At 76.7% G+C, this 13,999-nt stretch carries 18 protein-coding genes and 1 tRNA gene; 10 read left to right on the top strand and 9 right to left on the bottom strand.

Going from position 1 to position 13,999, the window contains the following annotated elements:
- Window positions 1-12 precede the first annotated feature (12 nt).
- Window positions 13-927: a UTP--glucose-1-phosphate uridylyltransferase GalU gene (galU, locus tag CHB98_RS14990; RefSeq protein WP_089306397.1), complete on the bottom strand. Its 915-nt coding sequence runs from the start codon at window positions 925-927 to the stop codon at window positions 13-15.
- Between the two features lie 123 nt (window positions 928-1,050).
- Here galU and CHB98_RS14995 point away from each other — a divergent pair, with 123 nt between their 5' ends.
- The 3 genes from CHB98_RS14995 to CHB98_RS15005 are packed head-to-tail and all read left to right on the top strand — an operon-like array spanning window position 1,051 to window position 4,427.
- Complete coding sequence (locus CHB98_RS14995; protein ID WP_089306398.1) at window positions 1,051-1,644, top strand: 5-formyltetrahydrofolate cyclo-ligase; 594 nt, start codon at window positions 1,051-1,053, stop codon at window positions 1,642-1,644.
- A 54-nt stretch (window positions 1,645-1,698) separates the two neighbouring features.
- Complete coding sequence (locus tag CHB98_RS15000; protein ID WP_089306399.1) at window positions 1,699-2,877, top strand: CaiB/BaiF CoA transferase family protein; 1,179 nt, start codon at window positions 1,699-1,701, stop codon at window positions 2,875-2,877.
- A complete protein-coding gene (locus CHB98_RS15005) occupies window positions 2,874-4,427 on the top strand; it encodes a carboxyl transferase domain-containing protein (protein WP_089306400.1) in 1,554 nt (517 codons plus the stop codon). The genes CHB98_RS15000 and CHB98_RS15005 overlap by 4 nt, the downstream gene beginning before the upstream one ends.
- A 187-nt stretch (window positions 4,428-4,614) precedes the next feature.
- On the opposite strand, the gene CHB98_RS15010 is transcribed toward CHB98_RS15005, so the two are convergent.
- A complete protein-coding gene (locus CHB98_RS15010) occupies window positions 4,615-5,637 on the bottom strand; it encodes a class I SAM-dependent methyltransferase (protein ID WP_089306401.1) in 1,023 nt (340 codons plus the stop codon).
- A 323-nt stretch (window positions 5,638-5,960) separates the two neighbouring features.
- On the opposite strand from CHB98_RS15010, the gene CHB98_RS15015 reads away from it, so the two are divergent.
- The 3 genes from CHB98_RS15015 (at window position 5,961) to CHB98_RS15025 (ending at window position 7,381) form a co-directional block, all read left to right on the top strand.
- Entirely contained in the window at window positions 5,961-6,317 is a 357-nt protein-coding gene (locus tag CHB98_RS15015; RefSeq protein WP_089306402.1) for an FmdB family zinc ribbon protein, read from the top strand.
- 87 nt (window positions 6,318-6,404) lie between these two features.
- Window positions 6,405-7,052, top strand: coding sequence for a Flp pilus assembly protein CpaB (gene cpaB / locus CHB98_RS15020; RefSeq protein ID WP_089306403.1), 648 nt, complete (start codon window positions 6,405-6,407; stop codon window positions 7,050-7,052).
- On the top strand, window positions 7,049-7,381 hold the full coding sequence (locus CHB98_RS15025) for an MscL family protein (protein WP_089306404.1): 333 nt from the start codon (window positions 7,049-7,051) through the stop codon (window positions 7,379-7,381). Before cpaB ends, CHB98_RS15025 begins: the two co-directional genes overlap by 4 nt.
- 72 nt (window positions 7,382-7,453) lie before the next feature.
- Here CHB98_RS15025 and CHB98_RS15030 read toward each other — a convergent pair whose 3' ends face one another.
- On the bottom strand, window positions 7,454-8,149 hold the full coding sequence (locus CHB98_RS15030) for a YbaK/EbsC family protein (RefSeq protein ID WP_245821177.1): 696 nt from the start codon (window positions 8,147-8,149) through the stop codon (window positions 7,454-7,456).
- A gap of 91 nt (window positions 8,150-8,240) precedes the next feature.
- Here CHB98_RS15030 and CHB98_RS15035 point away from each other — a divergent pair, with 91 nt between their 5' ends.
- Both CHB98_RS15035 and CHB98_RS15040 read left to right on the top strand, forming a co-directional pair.
- Window positions 8,241-8,603 carry a VOC family protein gene (locus tag CHB98_RS15035; protein WP_089306406.1) on the top strand — a complete coding sequence of 121 codons (363 nt, stop codon included), beginning with the start codon at window positions 8,241-8,243 and terminating at the stop codon, window positions 8,601-8,603.
- Window positions 8,600-9,055 carry a PaaI family thioesterase gene (locus tag CHB98_RS15040; protein ID WP_089306407.1) on the top strand — a complete coding sequence of 152 codons (456 nt, stop codon included), beginning with the start codon at window positions 8,600-8,602 and terminating at the stop codon, window positions 9,053-9,055. Before CHB98_RS15035 ends, CHB98_RS15040 begins: the two co-directional genes overlap by 4 nt.
- Here CHB98_RS15040 and CHB98_RS15045 read toward each other — a convergent pair.
- Genes CHB98_RS15045 through CHB98_RS15060 form a run of 4 tightly spaced genes read right to left on the bottom strand, consistent with a single transcriptional unit; the run spans window position 9,025 to window position 11,686 of the window.
- The gene (locus tag CHB98_RS15045; RefSeq protein ID WP_089306408.1) at window positions 9,025-9,987 is read right to left on the bottom strand and encodes an MSMEG_6728 family protein; all 963 of its coding nucleotides are present in this window, start codon (window positions 9,985-9,987) and stop codon (window positions 9,025-9,027) included. The two genes, CHB98_RS15040 and CHB98_RS15045, sit on opposite strands and share 31 nt — an antisense overlap.
- A gap of 31 nt (window positions 9,988-10,018) precedes the next feature.
- Complete coding sequence (locus CHB98_RS15050; RefSeq protein WP_089306409.1) at window positions 10,019-10,333, bottom strand: ParB N-terminal domain-containing protein; 315 nt, start codon at window positions 10,331-10,333, stop codon at window positions 10,019-10,021.
- Window positions 10,330-11,199, bottom strand: a complete 870-nt coding sequence (locus CHB98_RS15055; protein WP_179224531.1) for an NAD-dependent protein deacetylase — start codon at window positions 11,197-11,199, stop codon at window positions 10,330-10,332. Before CHB98_RS15055 ends, CHB98_RS15050 begins: the two co-directional genes overlap by 4 nt.
- 40 nt (window positions 11,200-11,239) lie before the next feature.
- Window positions 11,240-11,686, bottom strand: coding sequence for an SRPBCC family protein (locus tag CHB98_RS15060; protein ID WP_089306411.1), 447 nt, complete (start codon window positions 11,684-11,686; stop codon window positions 11,240-11,242).
- 100 nt (window positions 11,687-11,786) lie between these two features.
- Here CHB98_RS15060 and CHB98_RS15065 point away from each other — a divergent pair, with 100 nt between their 5' ends.
- Complete coding sequence (locus CHB98_RS15065) at window positions 11,787-12,683, top strand: alpha/beta fold hydrolase (RefSeq protein WP_179224533.1); 897 nt, start codon at window positions 11,787-11,789, stop codon at window positions 12,681-12,683.
- Here CHB98_RS15065 and CHB98_RS15070 read toward each other — a convergent pair.
- Window positions 12,572-12,931 carry a hypothetical protein gene (locus CHB98_RS15070; RefSeq protein ID WP_089306412.1) on the bottom strand — a complete coding sequence of 120 codons (360 nt, stop codon included), beginning with the start codon at window positions 12,929-12,931 and terminating at the stop codon, window positions 12,572-12,574. The two genes, CHB98_RS15065 and CHB98_RS15070, sit on opposite strands and share 112 nt — an antisense overlap.
- A 98-nt stretch (window positions 12,932-13,029) precedes the next feature.
- Between CHB98_RS15070 and CHB98_RS15075 the strand changes: the two genes are divergently transcribed.
- Window positions 13,030-13,105 (top strand) — tRNA-Arg (locus CHB98_RS15075).
- 235 nt (window positions 13,106-13,340) lie between these two features.
- Here CHB98_RS15075 and CHB98_RS15080 read toward each other — a convergent pair.
- Window positions 13,341-13,949: a class I SAM-dependent methyltransferase gene (locus tag CHB98_RS15080; RefSeq protein WP_179224535.1), complete on the bottom strand. Its 609-nt coding sequence runs from the start codon at window positions 13,947-13,949 to the stop codon at window positions 13,341-13,343.
- Window positions 13,950-13,999 lie beyond the last annotated feature (50 nt).

Here is a 13,999-nt window from a genome sequence, read left to right on the forward strand (position 1 = left end):
GCGCGGTCCCGGTCAGGCCTGCGACGCGCCCGCGGCGGGCAGGTCGGCCACGAACTCGGCCAGCCACGCGCGGAAGCCGGGCCCGAGGTCGTCGCGCTCGGCGGCCAGCTGGACGACGGCCTTGAGGTAGTCCAGCCGGTCGCCGGTGTCGTAGCGGCGACCGGAGAAGACCACCCCGTGCATCGGCTCGCCGCGCGCCACGAGGGTGGCGAGGGCGTCGGTCAGCTGGATCTCCCCGCCGCGGCCCGGGGCGGTGTCCCGGAGGACGTCGAAGACCTCGGGGGCCAGCACGTAGCGGCCGATGATCGCCAGGCTGCTGGGCGCCTCGTCGGCCGGCGGCTTCTCGACCAGCCCGGTGATGGCCACGACGTCGGTGCCCCCCGGCTCGACGGCGACCGCGCCGTACTTGTCGATGTTCTCCCGGCCGACGTCCAGCAGCGCCACCACCGAGCCGCCGTGCTCGGCCTGCACCTGCAGCATCTGCTCCAGCAGGTGGTCGCGGGCGTCGATGATGTCGTCGCCGAGCAGCACGGCGAACGGCTCGTCGCCGACGAAGGCGGCGGCCTGCAGCACCGCGTGGCCCAGCCCGCGGGCCTCGCCCTGGCGGACGAAGTGCACCTGGGCGATGTCCGTGGACGCGTGCACCGCCGCGAGCCGGGCGGCGTCGCCCTTCTCCTCCAGGGCGGTCTCCAGCTCCGGCTGGCGGTCGAAGAAGTCCTCGATCGCGGCCTTGCCGCGCCCGGTGACCATGAGCACCTCGCCGAGGCCGGCGCGGGCGGCCTCCTCGACGATGTACTGCAGCGCCGGCCGGTCGACCACCGGCAGCAGCTCCTTGGGCACCGCCTTGGTGGCCGGCAGGAAACGGGTCCCCATCCCGGCGACGGGGATGACGGCCTTCCGCGTCGGGCGGGTGCTCGGAGTCGGCATGGGCGCGAGCCTAGGGCGTGTCCCGCGGGGCGCGCCGACGGGAACGGGAGCGGGGCGGCTCCGGCCGGGGCGGCGCCGGGACGGGATCGGCCGGTACCCAGGCAGGCTGGCTAGCCTACGTCGGTGACCCCCGCGGACGACGTGACCGAGACCAAGGTCGCCCTCCGCACCCGGTTCCTCGCCCACCGCGAGGCCCGCCCGGCCGACGAGCGCGCCGCCGCCGGCGCCTCGGTCGCCACCGCGCTGCTGCGCGGCCTGGCCGGCGCGCGGACGCTGGCGGCGTTCGTCCCGGACCCCTCCGAGCCCGGCGCCGGCCGGCTGCCGGCGGCCTTCACCCAGCTGCGCGCGCGGGTGCTGCTGCCCGTGGTGCCCAGGGGCGGCCGCGAGCTGACCTGGGCGGTCGACACCGGCCGGCTGGCCCCCGGCCGCTACGGACTGCTGGAGCCGGTCGGGCCGCGGCTGGGTCCCACCGCGATCGGCACCGCCGAGATCGTCGTCGTCCCCGCCGTGGCGGTGGACCGCACGGGGGTCCGGCTGGGCCGCGGCGGCGGCTGGTACGACCGCGCGCTGCGGCACGTGCGGCCCGACGCGCGGCTGGTCGCCCTCGTCTTCGACGACGAGCTGGTCGACGAGCTGCCGGTCGAGCCGCACGACCAGCGGGTGACCGACGTGGTCACCCCCCGAGGGGGATGGCAGGCGCTCCCGGCCGGTCACTGACACAGTGGTCGGGCTCCGCGTTCTGCGTCCGCCGCCGAGAAGAGAGGCACCCCCGTGTCCGGACCGCTGGACGGCGTCCTCGTCGTCGACCTCACCCGCGCCCTCGCCGGCCCGCACGCCGCGATGATGCTCGGCGACCTCGGTGCCCGCGTCATCAAGGTGGAGAGCCCCGGCAGCGGGGACGACAGCCGCGGCTGGGGCCCGCCGTTCGTGCAGCCCGAGGGTGGCGACCGGGAGTCGACCTACTTCCTGTCGGCCAACCGCAACAAGGAGTCGGTCACCCTCGACCTCAAGGACGACGGCGACCGGGAGCTGCTGCGCGAGCTGGTGCGCCGCGCCGACGTGCTGCTGGAGAACTTCCGCCCCGGCACGCTGGCCCGCCTCGGGTTCGGCACCGAGGTGCTCGCCGAGCTCAACCCGCGGCTCGTCACGCTGTCGATCAGCGGCTTCGGCCACGACGGCCCCGAGGGCGGGCGGGCCGGCTACGACCAGATCGCCCAGGGCGAGGGCGGGCTCATGTCGCTCACCGGCTCCGGGCCGGACGACCCGCAGAAGGTCGGCGTCCCGATCAGCGACCTGCTGGCCGGCATGTACGGCGCCTACGGCGTCGTGTCGGCCCTCTACGAGCGGGAGCGCACCGGCCGCGGGACGGTGGTGCGCACCTCCCTGCTGTCCGCGGTGGTCGGCGTGCACGCCTACCAGGGCACCGCCTGGACCGTCGGTGGCCAGGTCAACCGGGCGCAGGGCAACCACCACCCCTCGATCACGCCGTACGGGCTGTTCCACTGCCAGGGCGGCACCGTGCAGCTTTCCTGCGGCAGCGAGGGGCTGTGGCGCCGGCTGTGCACCGAGTTCGGCCTGGACGCCGAGGCGCCGGGCATGGCCACCAACGGCGAGCGGGTCGGCAACCGGGAGCAGGTGATCGAGCTGCTGGAGCGGGCCTTCGCCGACATCTCCCCCGAGGAGCTGCTGGCCCGGCTCGCCGGGGCCGGCGTCCCGGCGGGCAAGGTGCGCTCGCTGGACGAGGTCTACGCGTGGGGCCAGACGCAGTCCCAGGGCCTGCTCGTCGACGTCGAGCACGCCACCCTCGGCCGGGTGTCGCTGCCCGGGCCGCCGCTGCGCTTCTTCGCCGCGGGGCCGGACGGCGAGACCGAGACCACCCGCCGCGAGCACGCCGCCCCGCCGGTGCTGGGCTCGGCCAACGAGGCGGTCCGCGCCTGGCTGGGCGGGTGAGCGGCGCCCCCGACGCCCGCACGCTGCGCGACCTCGTCCTCGACCCCGGCTCCTGGCGCAGCTGGGACGCACCGGTCGACACCGGGCACCTCCCGGCGGCCTACGCCGCCGAGCTGGCCCGCGCGGCACAGCGGTCGGGGCAGGACGAGGCGGTCACCACCGGCGAGGGCCTGCTGCGCGGGCGGCGGGTCGCCGTCCTCGCCGGGGAGTTCGGCTTCCTCGGCGGGTCGATCGGCGTGGCCGCCGCCGAGCGGCTGGTCACGGCGGTCGAGCGAGCCACCGAGGAGGGGCTGCCGCTGCTGGCCGCGCCGGTCTCCGGCGGCACCCGGATGCAGGAGGGCACCGTCGCGTTCCTGCAGATGATCGGCATCACCGCGGCCATCGCCCGGCACAAGGAGGCCGGCCTGCCCTACCTGGTCTACCTGCGGGACCCCACGTTCGGCGGCGTCCTCGCCTCGTGGGGGTCGCTCGGGCACGTGACGATCGCCGAGCCCGGCGCCGCGATCGGCTTCCTCGGCCCCCGGGTCTACCGGGCGCTCTACGGCGAGCCGTTCCCCGAGGGCGTGCAGACCGCCGAGCACCTCGCCGAGCGGGGGCTCATCGACGCCGTCGTCCCCAACTCCGAGATCGCCGAGCTCGCCGACCGCGCGCTGCGGGTGCTGGCCGCCCGGCAGACCTGGCACAAGGACGTCGCCGACGCCGAGCGGCCGACCCGGGAGGACGGCACGGACGCCGGGCTCGGCGGGGACGACGGCACGGACGGGCGCAGCGCCTGGGACGTCGTCACCGCCTCCCGGCGCGCGGACCGGCCCGGCGTGCGGGGGCTGCTGCGGACGGCGGCCACCGACGTGGTGGGCCTGTCCGGCACCGGGGCCGGCGAGAAGGACCCGGGGCTGCTGCTGGCCCTGGCCCGCTTCGGCGGGGCGCCGTGCGTCGTCCTGGGCCAGGACCGGCGCGGCCAGTCGATGTCGGCACCGCTGGGTCCGGGGGCGCTGCGCGAGGCCCGGCGTGGGATGCGGCTGGCCGCCGAGCTGCGGCTGCCCCTGGTCACCCTGATCGACACCCCCGGGGCCGCGCTGTCGCAGGAGGCCGAGGAGGGCGGCCTGGCCGCGGAGATCGCCCGCTGCCTGGCCGACCTGGTGATGCTGCGGGCACCCACGCTGGCGGTGCTGCTCGGCCAGGGCACCGGCGGCGGGGCGCTCGCGCTGGCGCCGGCCGACCGGGTGCTGGCGGCGGCCAACGGCTGGCTGGGCCCGCTGCCGCCGGAGGGCGCCTCGGCGATCGTGCACCGCACCGTCGACCGCGCCGGGGACATGGCCGCGCACCAGGGCGTGCGGGCGACCGACCTGTGGCGGGCCGGGATCGTCGACCGCGTCGTCCCCGAGCGGCCGGACGCCGCCGACGAGCCGGTCGAGTTCTGCCGGCGGCTGGGCCGGGTGCTGGGCGAGGAGCTGGCCGGGCTGCTGGGCCGGGACGACGGCGAGCGCTTCCGCACCCGGCTGCACCGCTACCGCCACCTCGGCCGCCGAGGCTCCCCGACGATCAGGTGAGCTGGTCATCCGCGGTCCTGGCTCACTGCCGGTCGTGAGCCAGGACCCGCAACGGTGAGCCCGGGTCGCCCACCCTCGACGCACGCCACCGGGGGCCGGAGCTCATCGACCACGTCCTCGTCCCGCGCCCCGGCGCGACGGCCGCCGCTCCCCGACCGCCACCTCTCGGCCCGGGTGACCGACGTCCTCAGCGGATCGCTGTCACCGCGCTGAGCGCAGCGCCGGCGGGACCGATCCGCTCCGGTGGGTCCGGCTGCAGGCCCGCCTCGCGGAGCTGACCGAGCAGCACGTCGGCGGCGGGCAGCTCCATGCGGCCATCCTGCGCCCGCAGCAGCAGATCCAGGTGCCGGCTGAACACCTGCGGCCCCGCCACCGTGGTGACGACCAGGAGAGCGCCGCCGGGTGTGAGCAGGCGGGCGACCGCGCGCAGCAGCTCGACCCGCTCGTCGACCGGCACGTAGTAGATGCTGTTGGCGAGCAGGGCCAGGTCGATGCCGTCGGCGAGGGCGCCCGGGAGTCCGGCAGCGAGCGCCTCACGGATGTCGACCTCCTCGACGCCGGCCCGGTCGGCCAGGCCCCGCTCGCTCAGGGTGCGGCGGGCCAGGGCCGCGACGTCGGGGTCGACGTCCACGCCGATGCCGACGGCCTCTGGAGCAGCCTCGAGCATCGCCGCCAGGAGCAGGCCGGCACCGCACCCGATGTCGAGCACCCGGCGCGGCCGGCGCGCGGTGACCGTGCGGACGAGCAGGTCGCGGATCAGTGGGTGGATCGCGGCGGAGAGCCGGGCGACCACCTCGCCGCTGTCCACGGTGTCGTGCCGCCCCGGGCCACCGCGCAGCAGGGCCGGCAGCGCCCGGTAGAGCTCGCTGTGGTAGCCGCCGAAGCCCTCGTACGACGCGCGCACCACGTCGTCGCCGGCGACTGCCCGGCCGTACCGGGTGAGCCGCCACGAGGCCTCCCCGGTGACCAGCCCGGCGGCAGCGAGCACGCGGAGGTAGGCGGCCAGCAGATCGTGGTCGACCACACCCAGGCGCCCGGCCAGCTGCTCGGTGCCGGCCGGGCCCTCACCGAGTGCGTCGAGCAGGCCCAGGTCGAGCGCAGCGGCGATGACCTGCAGCCGGACCCCGGTCAGGCCCTCACGCGCGGCGCGCAGCCGCGCGTGGACGTGCCCGGTGCGCAGCACCTCGGCCAGCACTCGCGGGTTGGGCATCCTCACCGTCGGGCACCCCCTCGGCCCAGGGAGGGCGACGGTAGCGCACCTCGAGCGCCCGGTTCGCGGTCCTGGCGGCCCACCCGCAGCCGGCACCCCGGCCATCCACCACTCCGTTCCGCGGCCGCGCACCGGAGCCGGCACCGCGATCCCGCACGCGCCGCCGCAGGGCGACGCACGGCTGCCACCGCAGTCCCACGCTCACGCGCCGCGAGCATGACGCTCGCCGACACACGTTGGACGCGGGGGGCCGCGGCGCGCATCATTGGCAGTCGCCGGGTGGGAGTGCCAGCCCGGCCCGCCTGACGAGGAGTGCCCGCACCGTGCCCACGTACCAGTACGCCTGCACCAACCCGGCCGACAAGCACCAGTTCGAGGTCGTGCAGAGCTTCACCGACGCCCCGGTGAGCGAGTGCCCGGAGTGCGGCAGCCCGGTGCGCAAGGTCTACGGCTCGGTCGGCGTGGTCTTCAAGGGGTCGGGCTTCTACCGCACCGACAGCCGCGCCAAGGCGTCCTCGGGTGAGAACGGCTCCTCGTCCACCGGCAAGGACGGCGCGACCAAGGACGCCGGCACCAAGGACGGCGGCACCAAGGACGGCGGGGCCAAGCCGGCCGCGGCGAGCACGTCCTCGACGGGCGGGACCGGCTCGACCTCCAGCAGCAGCGCCGCCACGAGCTGACCCGCGGCGCGGTCCACAGCCGGCCGCGTCGTCCACAACCCGGCCGGCACCGCCCCGCCACCGGCCCGGGGCGGCCAGCCTGGGCCCATGGTCCGCCTCCGCCGCCCGCGCCGGCCGCTGCACACCGCCCGGCAGCTCCTCGCCGCGCTGCTCGCCGCCGGCGCGCTGGTGCTCGCCCTGCGGCCCGCGGCGGCACCGGCCGCCCCTCCGGCGACGGTGCCGGTCGTCGTCGCGGCGGCCGACCTGGCCCCGGGCGCCGTCCTCACCGCCGCGGACCTCGTGGTCGCGCGCTACCCGCCGGCCCTGCGGCCCGCCGGCGCGGTCGACGACCCGGCCGCCGTGGTGGGCCAGGCGCTCGCCGGTGCGGTGCGGTCCGGCACCCCGGTCACCGACGCCGGGCTGGCCGGCACCGCCCTGACCGGCCGGCTGGCCGCCGGGCAGGTGGCCGCGCCGGTGCGCCTCGCGGACCTCGCGGTCACCGCGCTGGTGCGGCCCGGCGACCGGGTCGACGTCCTCGCCACGGCCCCGGACGCCGCGCGGGCCGACGTCGTGGCCGCCGGGGCGCCGGTGCTCGCCACCCCCGGTCCGGACGGCGACGGCCTGCTGCTGCTCGCCGTCGACGGCGACACCGCCACCCGCCTGGCCGCCGCGGCCACCACCGCCACCCTGACGCTCAGCCTGCCGCCACGCCCTGCTCCGGGTGCTGGACCCCCCACCCCGCGTGTGGGTGGATGACGCCCGTGCTCTCGGGCTTCGAGGACTTCCTGCTGCGCGGCAACGTGGTCGAGCTGGCGGTCGCCGTCGTCATCGGCACGGCGTTCACCGCCGTCGTCAACACCTTCGCCGCGTCCTTCCTCACCCCGCTGGTGGGCCTGGTCAGCGGCGGCGGCCAGCTGGGCGGGGTCTTCGTGGTCGACGGGCAGGCGGCCGTCATCTACTTCCTCGTGGTGCTGCCGATGAAGGCGCTGGTCGAGCGGCGCGCCCGCGGCGAGGGGCCCGGTCCCGCCCGGCCGACGGAGACCGAGCTGCTGGCCGAGATCCGCGGCCTGCTGCGCGCCAGGTGACGTGCTGGAACGGCCACCGTCCAGGGGCCCGCGCCGAGCCTGCGAGGCGTGGGGAGGACGGTGGTCCTCTCTCTAGTCGGTGCCCCAGTGCGGCGGGCGGTCCTCGAGGTGGCGCCGGTCGTCGGCCGAGGGCTCCTCGGGCCGCTCGCCCCAGCCCACGTCGCGGTCGTCCGGCGCCCGCCCGGCCGGGCCCTCCGGCCGCGGCGCCGCCGGCTCGGCCAGCGGGCGGCCCAACCCCGCGAGCACCTCGGCCCCGGGCAGCGCGGCCAGCACGGCCCCCGGCACGGCGAGCTTGCTGCCCCGGGTCCCCGACCCGACGACGACCAGCTCGGCGGCCGCGACGGCCGGGTCCACGAGCACCGGCCAGGACGGCGGCAGGCCGAGCGGGGTGATGCCGCCGTAGGCCATGCCGCTCTCGGCGACGGCGACGTCCTGCGGGGCGAAGGACACCTTGCGGGCACCGAGGTGGCGGCGGACCAGGCCGTTGACGTCGGCGCGCGCGGTCGCCGGGACCAGGCACGCGGCCAGCTCGGTCTGCCCGGCCCGGCGGGCGGCGACGACCACGCAGTTGGCCGACACCTCCGGCGGCACCCCGTAGGCCTCGGTGAAGGCGGCGGTGTCGGCGAGGTCGGCGTCGATCTCGGCCACCCAGGCGGGCCCGGTCAGCGCGCCCAGCGCCGCGGCCACCGGGGCGGCCAGCAGCTCGGGCCGCTCGGCGGCGGGGGTCCAGGTCAGCGATCCGAGCCGGGGTGCGGTCGAGGGGTCCACGCCGACGATCCTGCCCCGCCGGCCCGGTCCCCGCGGACGGCGGCCCGGCACCCCGCTGGTCGGGCCCGGGCCCGGCCCGCAGGATGGGCCCATGATCGGCCAGCTGCACTCCGTCGTCATCGACGCGCCCGACGCGCACGCGCTCGCCACCTTCTACGCCGACCTGCTGGGGATGGAGGTGAGCAGGGGCGGGCCGGGCGACGACTGGGTGGTCGTCACCGGGCAGGGGTACCGGCTGGCGTTCCAGCAGGCGCCGGACCTGCGGCCCCCCGACTGGCCCGACCCCGAGCACCCCCAGCAGTTCCACCTCGACATCCGGGTGGCCGACGTCGAGGAGGCCGAGCCGAGGGCGCTCGCGCTGGGTGCCCGGAGGCTGCCCGGCGGCGGAGGCGACTTCCGGGTCTACGCCGACCCCGTCGGCCACCCCTTCTGCCTGGTCTGGGACGCGGCGTGACCGCCGACCTGCCGGCGGTGGACCCGGCATCGGCCAGCCGGTTCGTCGCCGCCACCGGGCTGGAGGTGGGCGAGGTCAGCGGCACCCGGGTCACCGGGTCGGTGCAGGTCGGGCCCGAGCACCACACCCCGTGGGGCGTCGTCCACGGCGGGCTCTACTGCGCCGTCGTCGAGTCGGCGGCCAGCATCGGGGCCAGCGTGGCGGTGGCCGACTCCGGGCAGTTCGCGGTCGGCGTCAACAACACCACCGACTTCATCCGCTCGATGACCGAGGGCCGGCTGGAGGTGGTCGCCGAGCCGGTGCAGCAGGGCCGGACCCAGCAGCTGTGGCAGGTGCTCATCACCCGCGCCGGGGACGGCAAGCTGGTCGCCCGCGGCCAGGTGCGGCTGCAGAACATCCGCCGGCCGGGCGCCCGAGGGGCTCACACCAGCGGCAGCGCCGGCTCGCGGTAGGTGGTGCCGGCCAGCGCCGGCGGGAGGACCTCCGGGTCGAGGACGACGGAGAACAGCGCCCGGGGGTCCTGCAGCGTGGCCGGCGGGCGCGCGGCCGCCCTCGGGACGACGCGGTCCCAGCGGGCCGGACGGCGGTGCGGCAGCAGCTCCCGGCCCTGGAACAGGTAGTCCCCCAGCACCTCCCCGAGCAGCAGCCCGGCGCCGTGCTCGACGGGCAGCGCGACCGGGTCGCCGGGGCGGATCTCGTCGAGGAAGGCCGACAGCTGGCGCAGGTCCTTGGCGGGGCGGCGTCCGGACAGCTCCTTGGCCAGGGCCCGCAGCTCGGCCGGGGACAGCCCGGTGGCGTCGACGTCGATGCCGGACTGGGTGCCCAGACCGACCACGCCGGCGGCCAGACAGGCCCCGAGCTCGTTGTGCGCGCGGGGACGCACCACCCACACCCGCGCGCCCTCCGGCGGGGCCGGCGGCGGCAGGTCGTCGGGCTCGGGCCAGACGTAGGGCAGGTCCTCCGGCTCGGGGCCGAAGCGCGGGCCGAACCGCGGCCGGTAGAACTCCGGCTCCTTGGCCAGCAGGTTGGACCGGTGCGACCGGTGCACCGCCTCGTCACCCACCCAGGACGGCAGCATCCCGGCGCGGGCCAGCTCCTCCTGCGGGACGCCGACGGCGTCCGGGGCGAACTCCGCGATCAGGGTGTGCGTGCTGTCGGCGAAGCCACGCTCCTGCCAGGCCCGGACCGTCGCCAGCCCGTAGGCGACCAGCGCGGGGGTGCGGCCGCGCCACATGCGGACCACCGGGTGCGACGTCCAGCCGTAGTCGGGCAGCTCCAGCGCCCGCAGCACCTGCAGCGTCTCGACCCGCTGCTTGCCCAGGCGGGGCGAGTCCAGCAGCCGGGCGCTCTCGGCGAAGTCCGGGACGGGCAGGAAGGTCTGCATCGACGGCCTTCCTGCCCGGGCCCGCGCGCGGTCAACCGCCGGACGGGTCGAGCGCAGCGAGGGCGCCCTCCCAGCGGGCGCGGCGGGCGCCGTCGTCCTGTTCCCACCAGGCCGGACCCCGCTCGCCCAGCCCGGTCTTGGCCAGCTGCACGCGGGCGCGGGCGGCCGCCAGCGCGGTGTCGTCCCCGGCCCGGCCGGCCGTGCGGACGGCGGAGCGGGCCACCCCGAGGTGGTGCAGCAGCCGGGTGCGGACGTCGTCGGGCAGCGCGGGGTCGGCCGCCCGCCACCGGCGGCCGTCGACGACCAGCCAGCGGCCGTCGTCGGTGCGCGTGACCACCCGCGTCATCCCGCGGAGACGCGCCGCACCAGGTCGGGCAGCACCGTCCCGAGCGGGGCGTCCACCCGGACGTCGACCTTGGCGTCGCCGCGGGTGGGGCCGAGGTTGACCAGGCCGACGGGGACGCCCAGCTTCTCGGCGCGCAGCACGAACCGGTAACCGCTCATCACGGTCAGGGAGGAGCCCAGGACCAGCAGCGAGCCGGCCCGCTCCACCATGGCGAAGCAGGCGTCCACCCGGTCGCGCGGCACCGTCTCGCCGAAGAAGACGACGTCGGGCTTGAGCGGTCCGCGCCCGCAGGCGGTGCAGTCGACCATGACGAACCCGTCGAGCACCTCGTCGGGCAGCTCGGCGTCGCCGTCGGGGTTGACCTCGTCGGCGTGCGGGCCGAAGTGCGGGTTGGCCGCCCGCAGCCGCTCGTGCAGCTCGCCGCGGCCGGCGACGTCCCCGCAGGCCAGGCAGATCGTGCGGTCCAGCCCGCCGTGCAGCTCCAGGACGTCGCGCGCCCCGGCGGCCTGGTGCAGGCCGTCGACGTTCTGCGTGATCAGCCCGCCGACCAGGCCGGCGCGCTGCAGGTCGGCGACCGCCGCGTGCCCGGCGTTCGGCCGCGCCTCGCGGATCTGCGGCCACCCGACGTAGCTGCGCGCCCAGTAGCGGTGGCGGCCGCGGGGGTCGCGCAGGAAGGTCTGGTAGGTCATCGGCGTGTGCCGGCGCAGCGAGCCGGTGGCCCCGCGGTAGTCGGGGATGCCGGAGTCGGTCGACAGCCCGGCTCCGGTCAGGACGACGACGTCGCCGTCGGCCACCAGCCCGGCCAGCGCGTCCAGGGTGCCGGGGTCGGCGGTGGCCGGGTGGACGGCGGTGGGGACGGCGGTCACGCCGCCATGGTCCCCCTCGTCGTCCACCCGCGCCCGCGGCTCAGGGGGTGGCGAGCTCGCGGTCCAGCCGGGCGAGCAGCTCCTCGTGGGTCCGGCGCATCCCGCGGGGCGCGAAGGTGCGCTCGAAGAAGCCGCCGATGCCACTGGCGCCGTTCCAGGTGGTGCGGACCCGGACGGTGGTCGCCCCGGCGTCGGCCGGGTGCAGCGTCCAGGTGGTGACCATCGAGGACCGGGTGTCGGTCTCGACCAGGGTGTCCGGGTCGGGCCGGCTGACCTCGACGAGCTGGTCGCGCACCCGCTTGGCGGTGGCGGCGAACCGCCAGGCCACCCGGGTGCCGGCGCCCTGGCCGCCGCTGTGCACCCGGTAGGCGCTGAACTGCTCGGGGAGCACGCGGGGGCGCACCCCCTCGTAGTCGGCGAGAGCGAGGCGCACCCGGTCCACGGGCGCGTGCACGACGTGCTCGGCGGTGGCGACGACCTGACCCATGCCCCCATCCTGCCGCCGTCACCAGGGCGGCCGCCGCCGGGGACGGCGCACGTGGGGAGGCTCACCGCTCGGCGGCCGGCCACCGGGTACCCCCTCCTGCATGGCTGCACCGCTGTCCCTCACCCGCACCGGCTCCGGCGAGCCCCTCCTGCTGCTGCACGGCATGGGCAGCTCCCGCCGTGACTTCGCCGCCGTCGTGGGCGACCTCGCGGAGACCTTCGACGTCCTGGACGTCGACCTGCCCGGGGTCGGTGGCTCCCCCACGCTGGACCGGCGACCCACCGTGGCCGCCCTCGCCGACTCCGTCGAGGCGACCCTCGACACGGAGGGCGTCGCGGCGGCGCACGTGCTCGGCAACTCGCTGGGCGCCCGGGTCGCGCTGGAGCTGGCCCGGCGCGGCCGCGCCCGGTCGGTGGTGGCAATCGCGCCGTCGGGGTTGAACCTGCCGCGGGAGCGGGTGGTCCAGGCCGGCGGGATGGCGCTGGCCCGTGTCGCCTTCCGCGCCGGTACGCCCCTGGTCGACCGGCTGTCCGGGTCCGCGCCCGGCCGGACGGCGCTGCTCGCACCGCTCAAGGCCCGCCCGTGGCGCACCTCGGCCGAGGAGGCCGTCGGGGCGCGCGAGGGCTTTGCCGACGCGCGTGGCTTCTGGCGCACCCTGCTGTGGGGACTGGTGCTCGACCTGCCGCGGGGCCTGCGCCGCATCGACTGCCCGGTCACCCTGGTCCAGGGCGTGGCCGACTGGATCGCCTCCGGCCAGACGGTGCGGTACCTGCCGCTGGTGCCGCGTTCCCGGTTCCGGCCACTGCTCTTCGCCGGGCACGCGCCCCAGTCCGACCGGCCCCGGACCATCGTCCGGCTGGTGCGGGAGACCGCCCGCAGGGCCGGTCAGCCCGCGGACTCCTCCGCGTTGAGGTACGCGCAGCGGAACCGGGCGCCGGCCATCGCCTCGGTGAACCGCGCCTCCCAGGCCGGGTCGGCCGCTGCGAAGGCGGTGTAGACGCGGTCCTCGAGGACGACCGGCAGTCCGTCGGGCCCCGGGCAGGAGCGCCGCAGCAGCACCCGGGTCCGGCCGTCGACCTCGTCGTGCGCCGCTGCCCACCGCGCCGGCCCGACCGCGGCCGGCCCGAGCCGACCCCGGCCGGCGCCCGCGGGGACGAGGGGGCGGGCCGACCAGACGCCCAGGGCGTACAGCAGCACCCCGAGCAGACCCAGCAGGACCAGCAGCCAGACCAGCGCGACGACCACGGACCGACGGTAACCACCCGGCGGCCCTCCGGGGAGGGGGACGGCGGCCCGCCCGCTAGCCTCGACCGGTACTCCCCGGTCGGCCCCCGCGCCGACGAGCCCCCGTAGCTCAGGGGATAGAGCATCGGTTTCCTAAACCGTGTGTCGCAGGTTCGAATCCTGCCGGGGGCACCACAGAGGTGCGGCCGGCCTGCCGCCGGCCGCCCGGTGAACCATCCCTTGCGGGACAGACGCTGACTGCTTCTCGGCAGCTCTTGCTGCGTCGGTAACGGTTCGCCTACTGGGACAGGCCCTCGTGGCGGATAGGCGGCACAGTCAGCGGTTGCCGGCAGCCAAATCCGTTGCCTGGATACCGTGTCGAGGACGCCACCGCCCTCTCCCCATACCGGGGCTGACCGGGGAGGAGGGCTCAGGAGGCGCGCGCGGCGACCGCGGCGTACTTCCGGTCCGGTCGATCTGGGGACTGCTGCTGCAGGCGCTGCACCTCCGTGAAGCCAGCCTTCGCCAGGTGCTGGGTGAAGACGTCGACCGGCCAGCGGTACGCAGTCATGACCTTGTGATCGAAAGCGGCCACGTCATCGTCGCTGTCGAAGAAGCCGACGACGAGCATGCCGGAGGGCGCCAGGAGCCGGCGGAACGCGGCGAGCACCCGGTCGAGTTCCGTCGGCGGCAGGTGGATCGTCGAGTACCAGGCAAGGATGCCCGCCACGGAGTGCTCGGGGATGTCGAGCTCGGTCATGGAGCTGAGCTTGAACTCCGGGCCGGGATGGGTCGCCCGTGCGTGTGCGATGAACTCGGGGACGATGTCGACGCCGGTGACGTCAGCGCCCAGGGAATGCAGGTAGGCGGTCCAGTGACCGGGCCCGCACCCGAGGTCGAGCAGGGGTCCGGCGAGTCCTATCAGGTGCCGCCGGACGAGGGCCGTGTCGTCCTCGTGGTCTTGCCAGCCGCCGTCGAACAGGCCGATGTACTGCTTCGACATGGACGAGTACGCATCGCGCACCGGCCCCAGATCCACTGCGGCAGGCTAGAGCACGGACACGTGCTCTGAGCGCTCAACCAGCAACT

The sequence above is a fragment of the Geodermatophilus pulveris genome (assembly GCF_900188375.1).
GTDB lineage: Bacteria > Actinomycetota > Actinomycetes > Mycobacteriales > Geodermatophilaceae > Geodermatophilus > Geodermatophilus pulveris.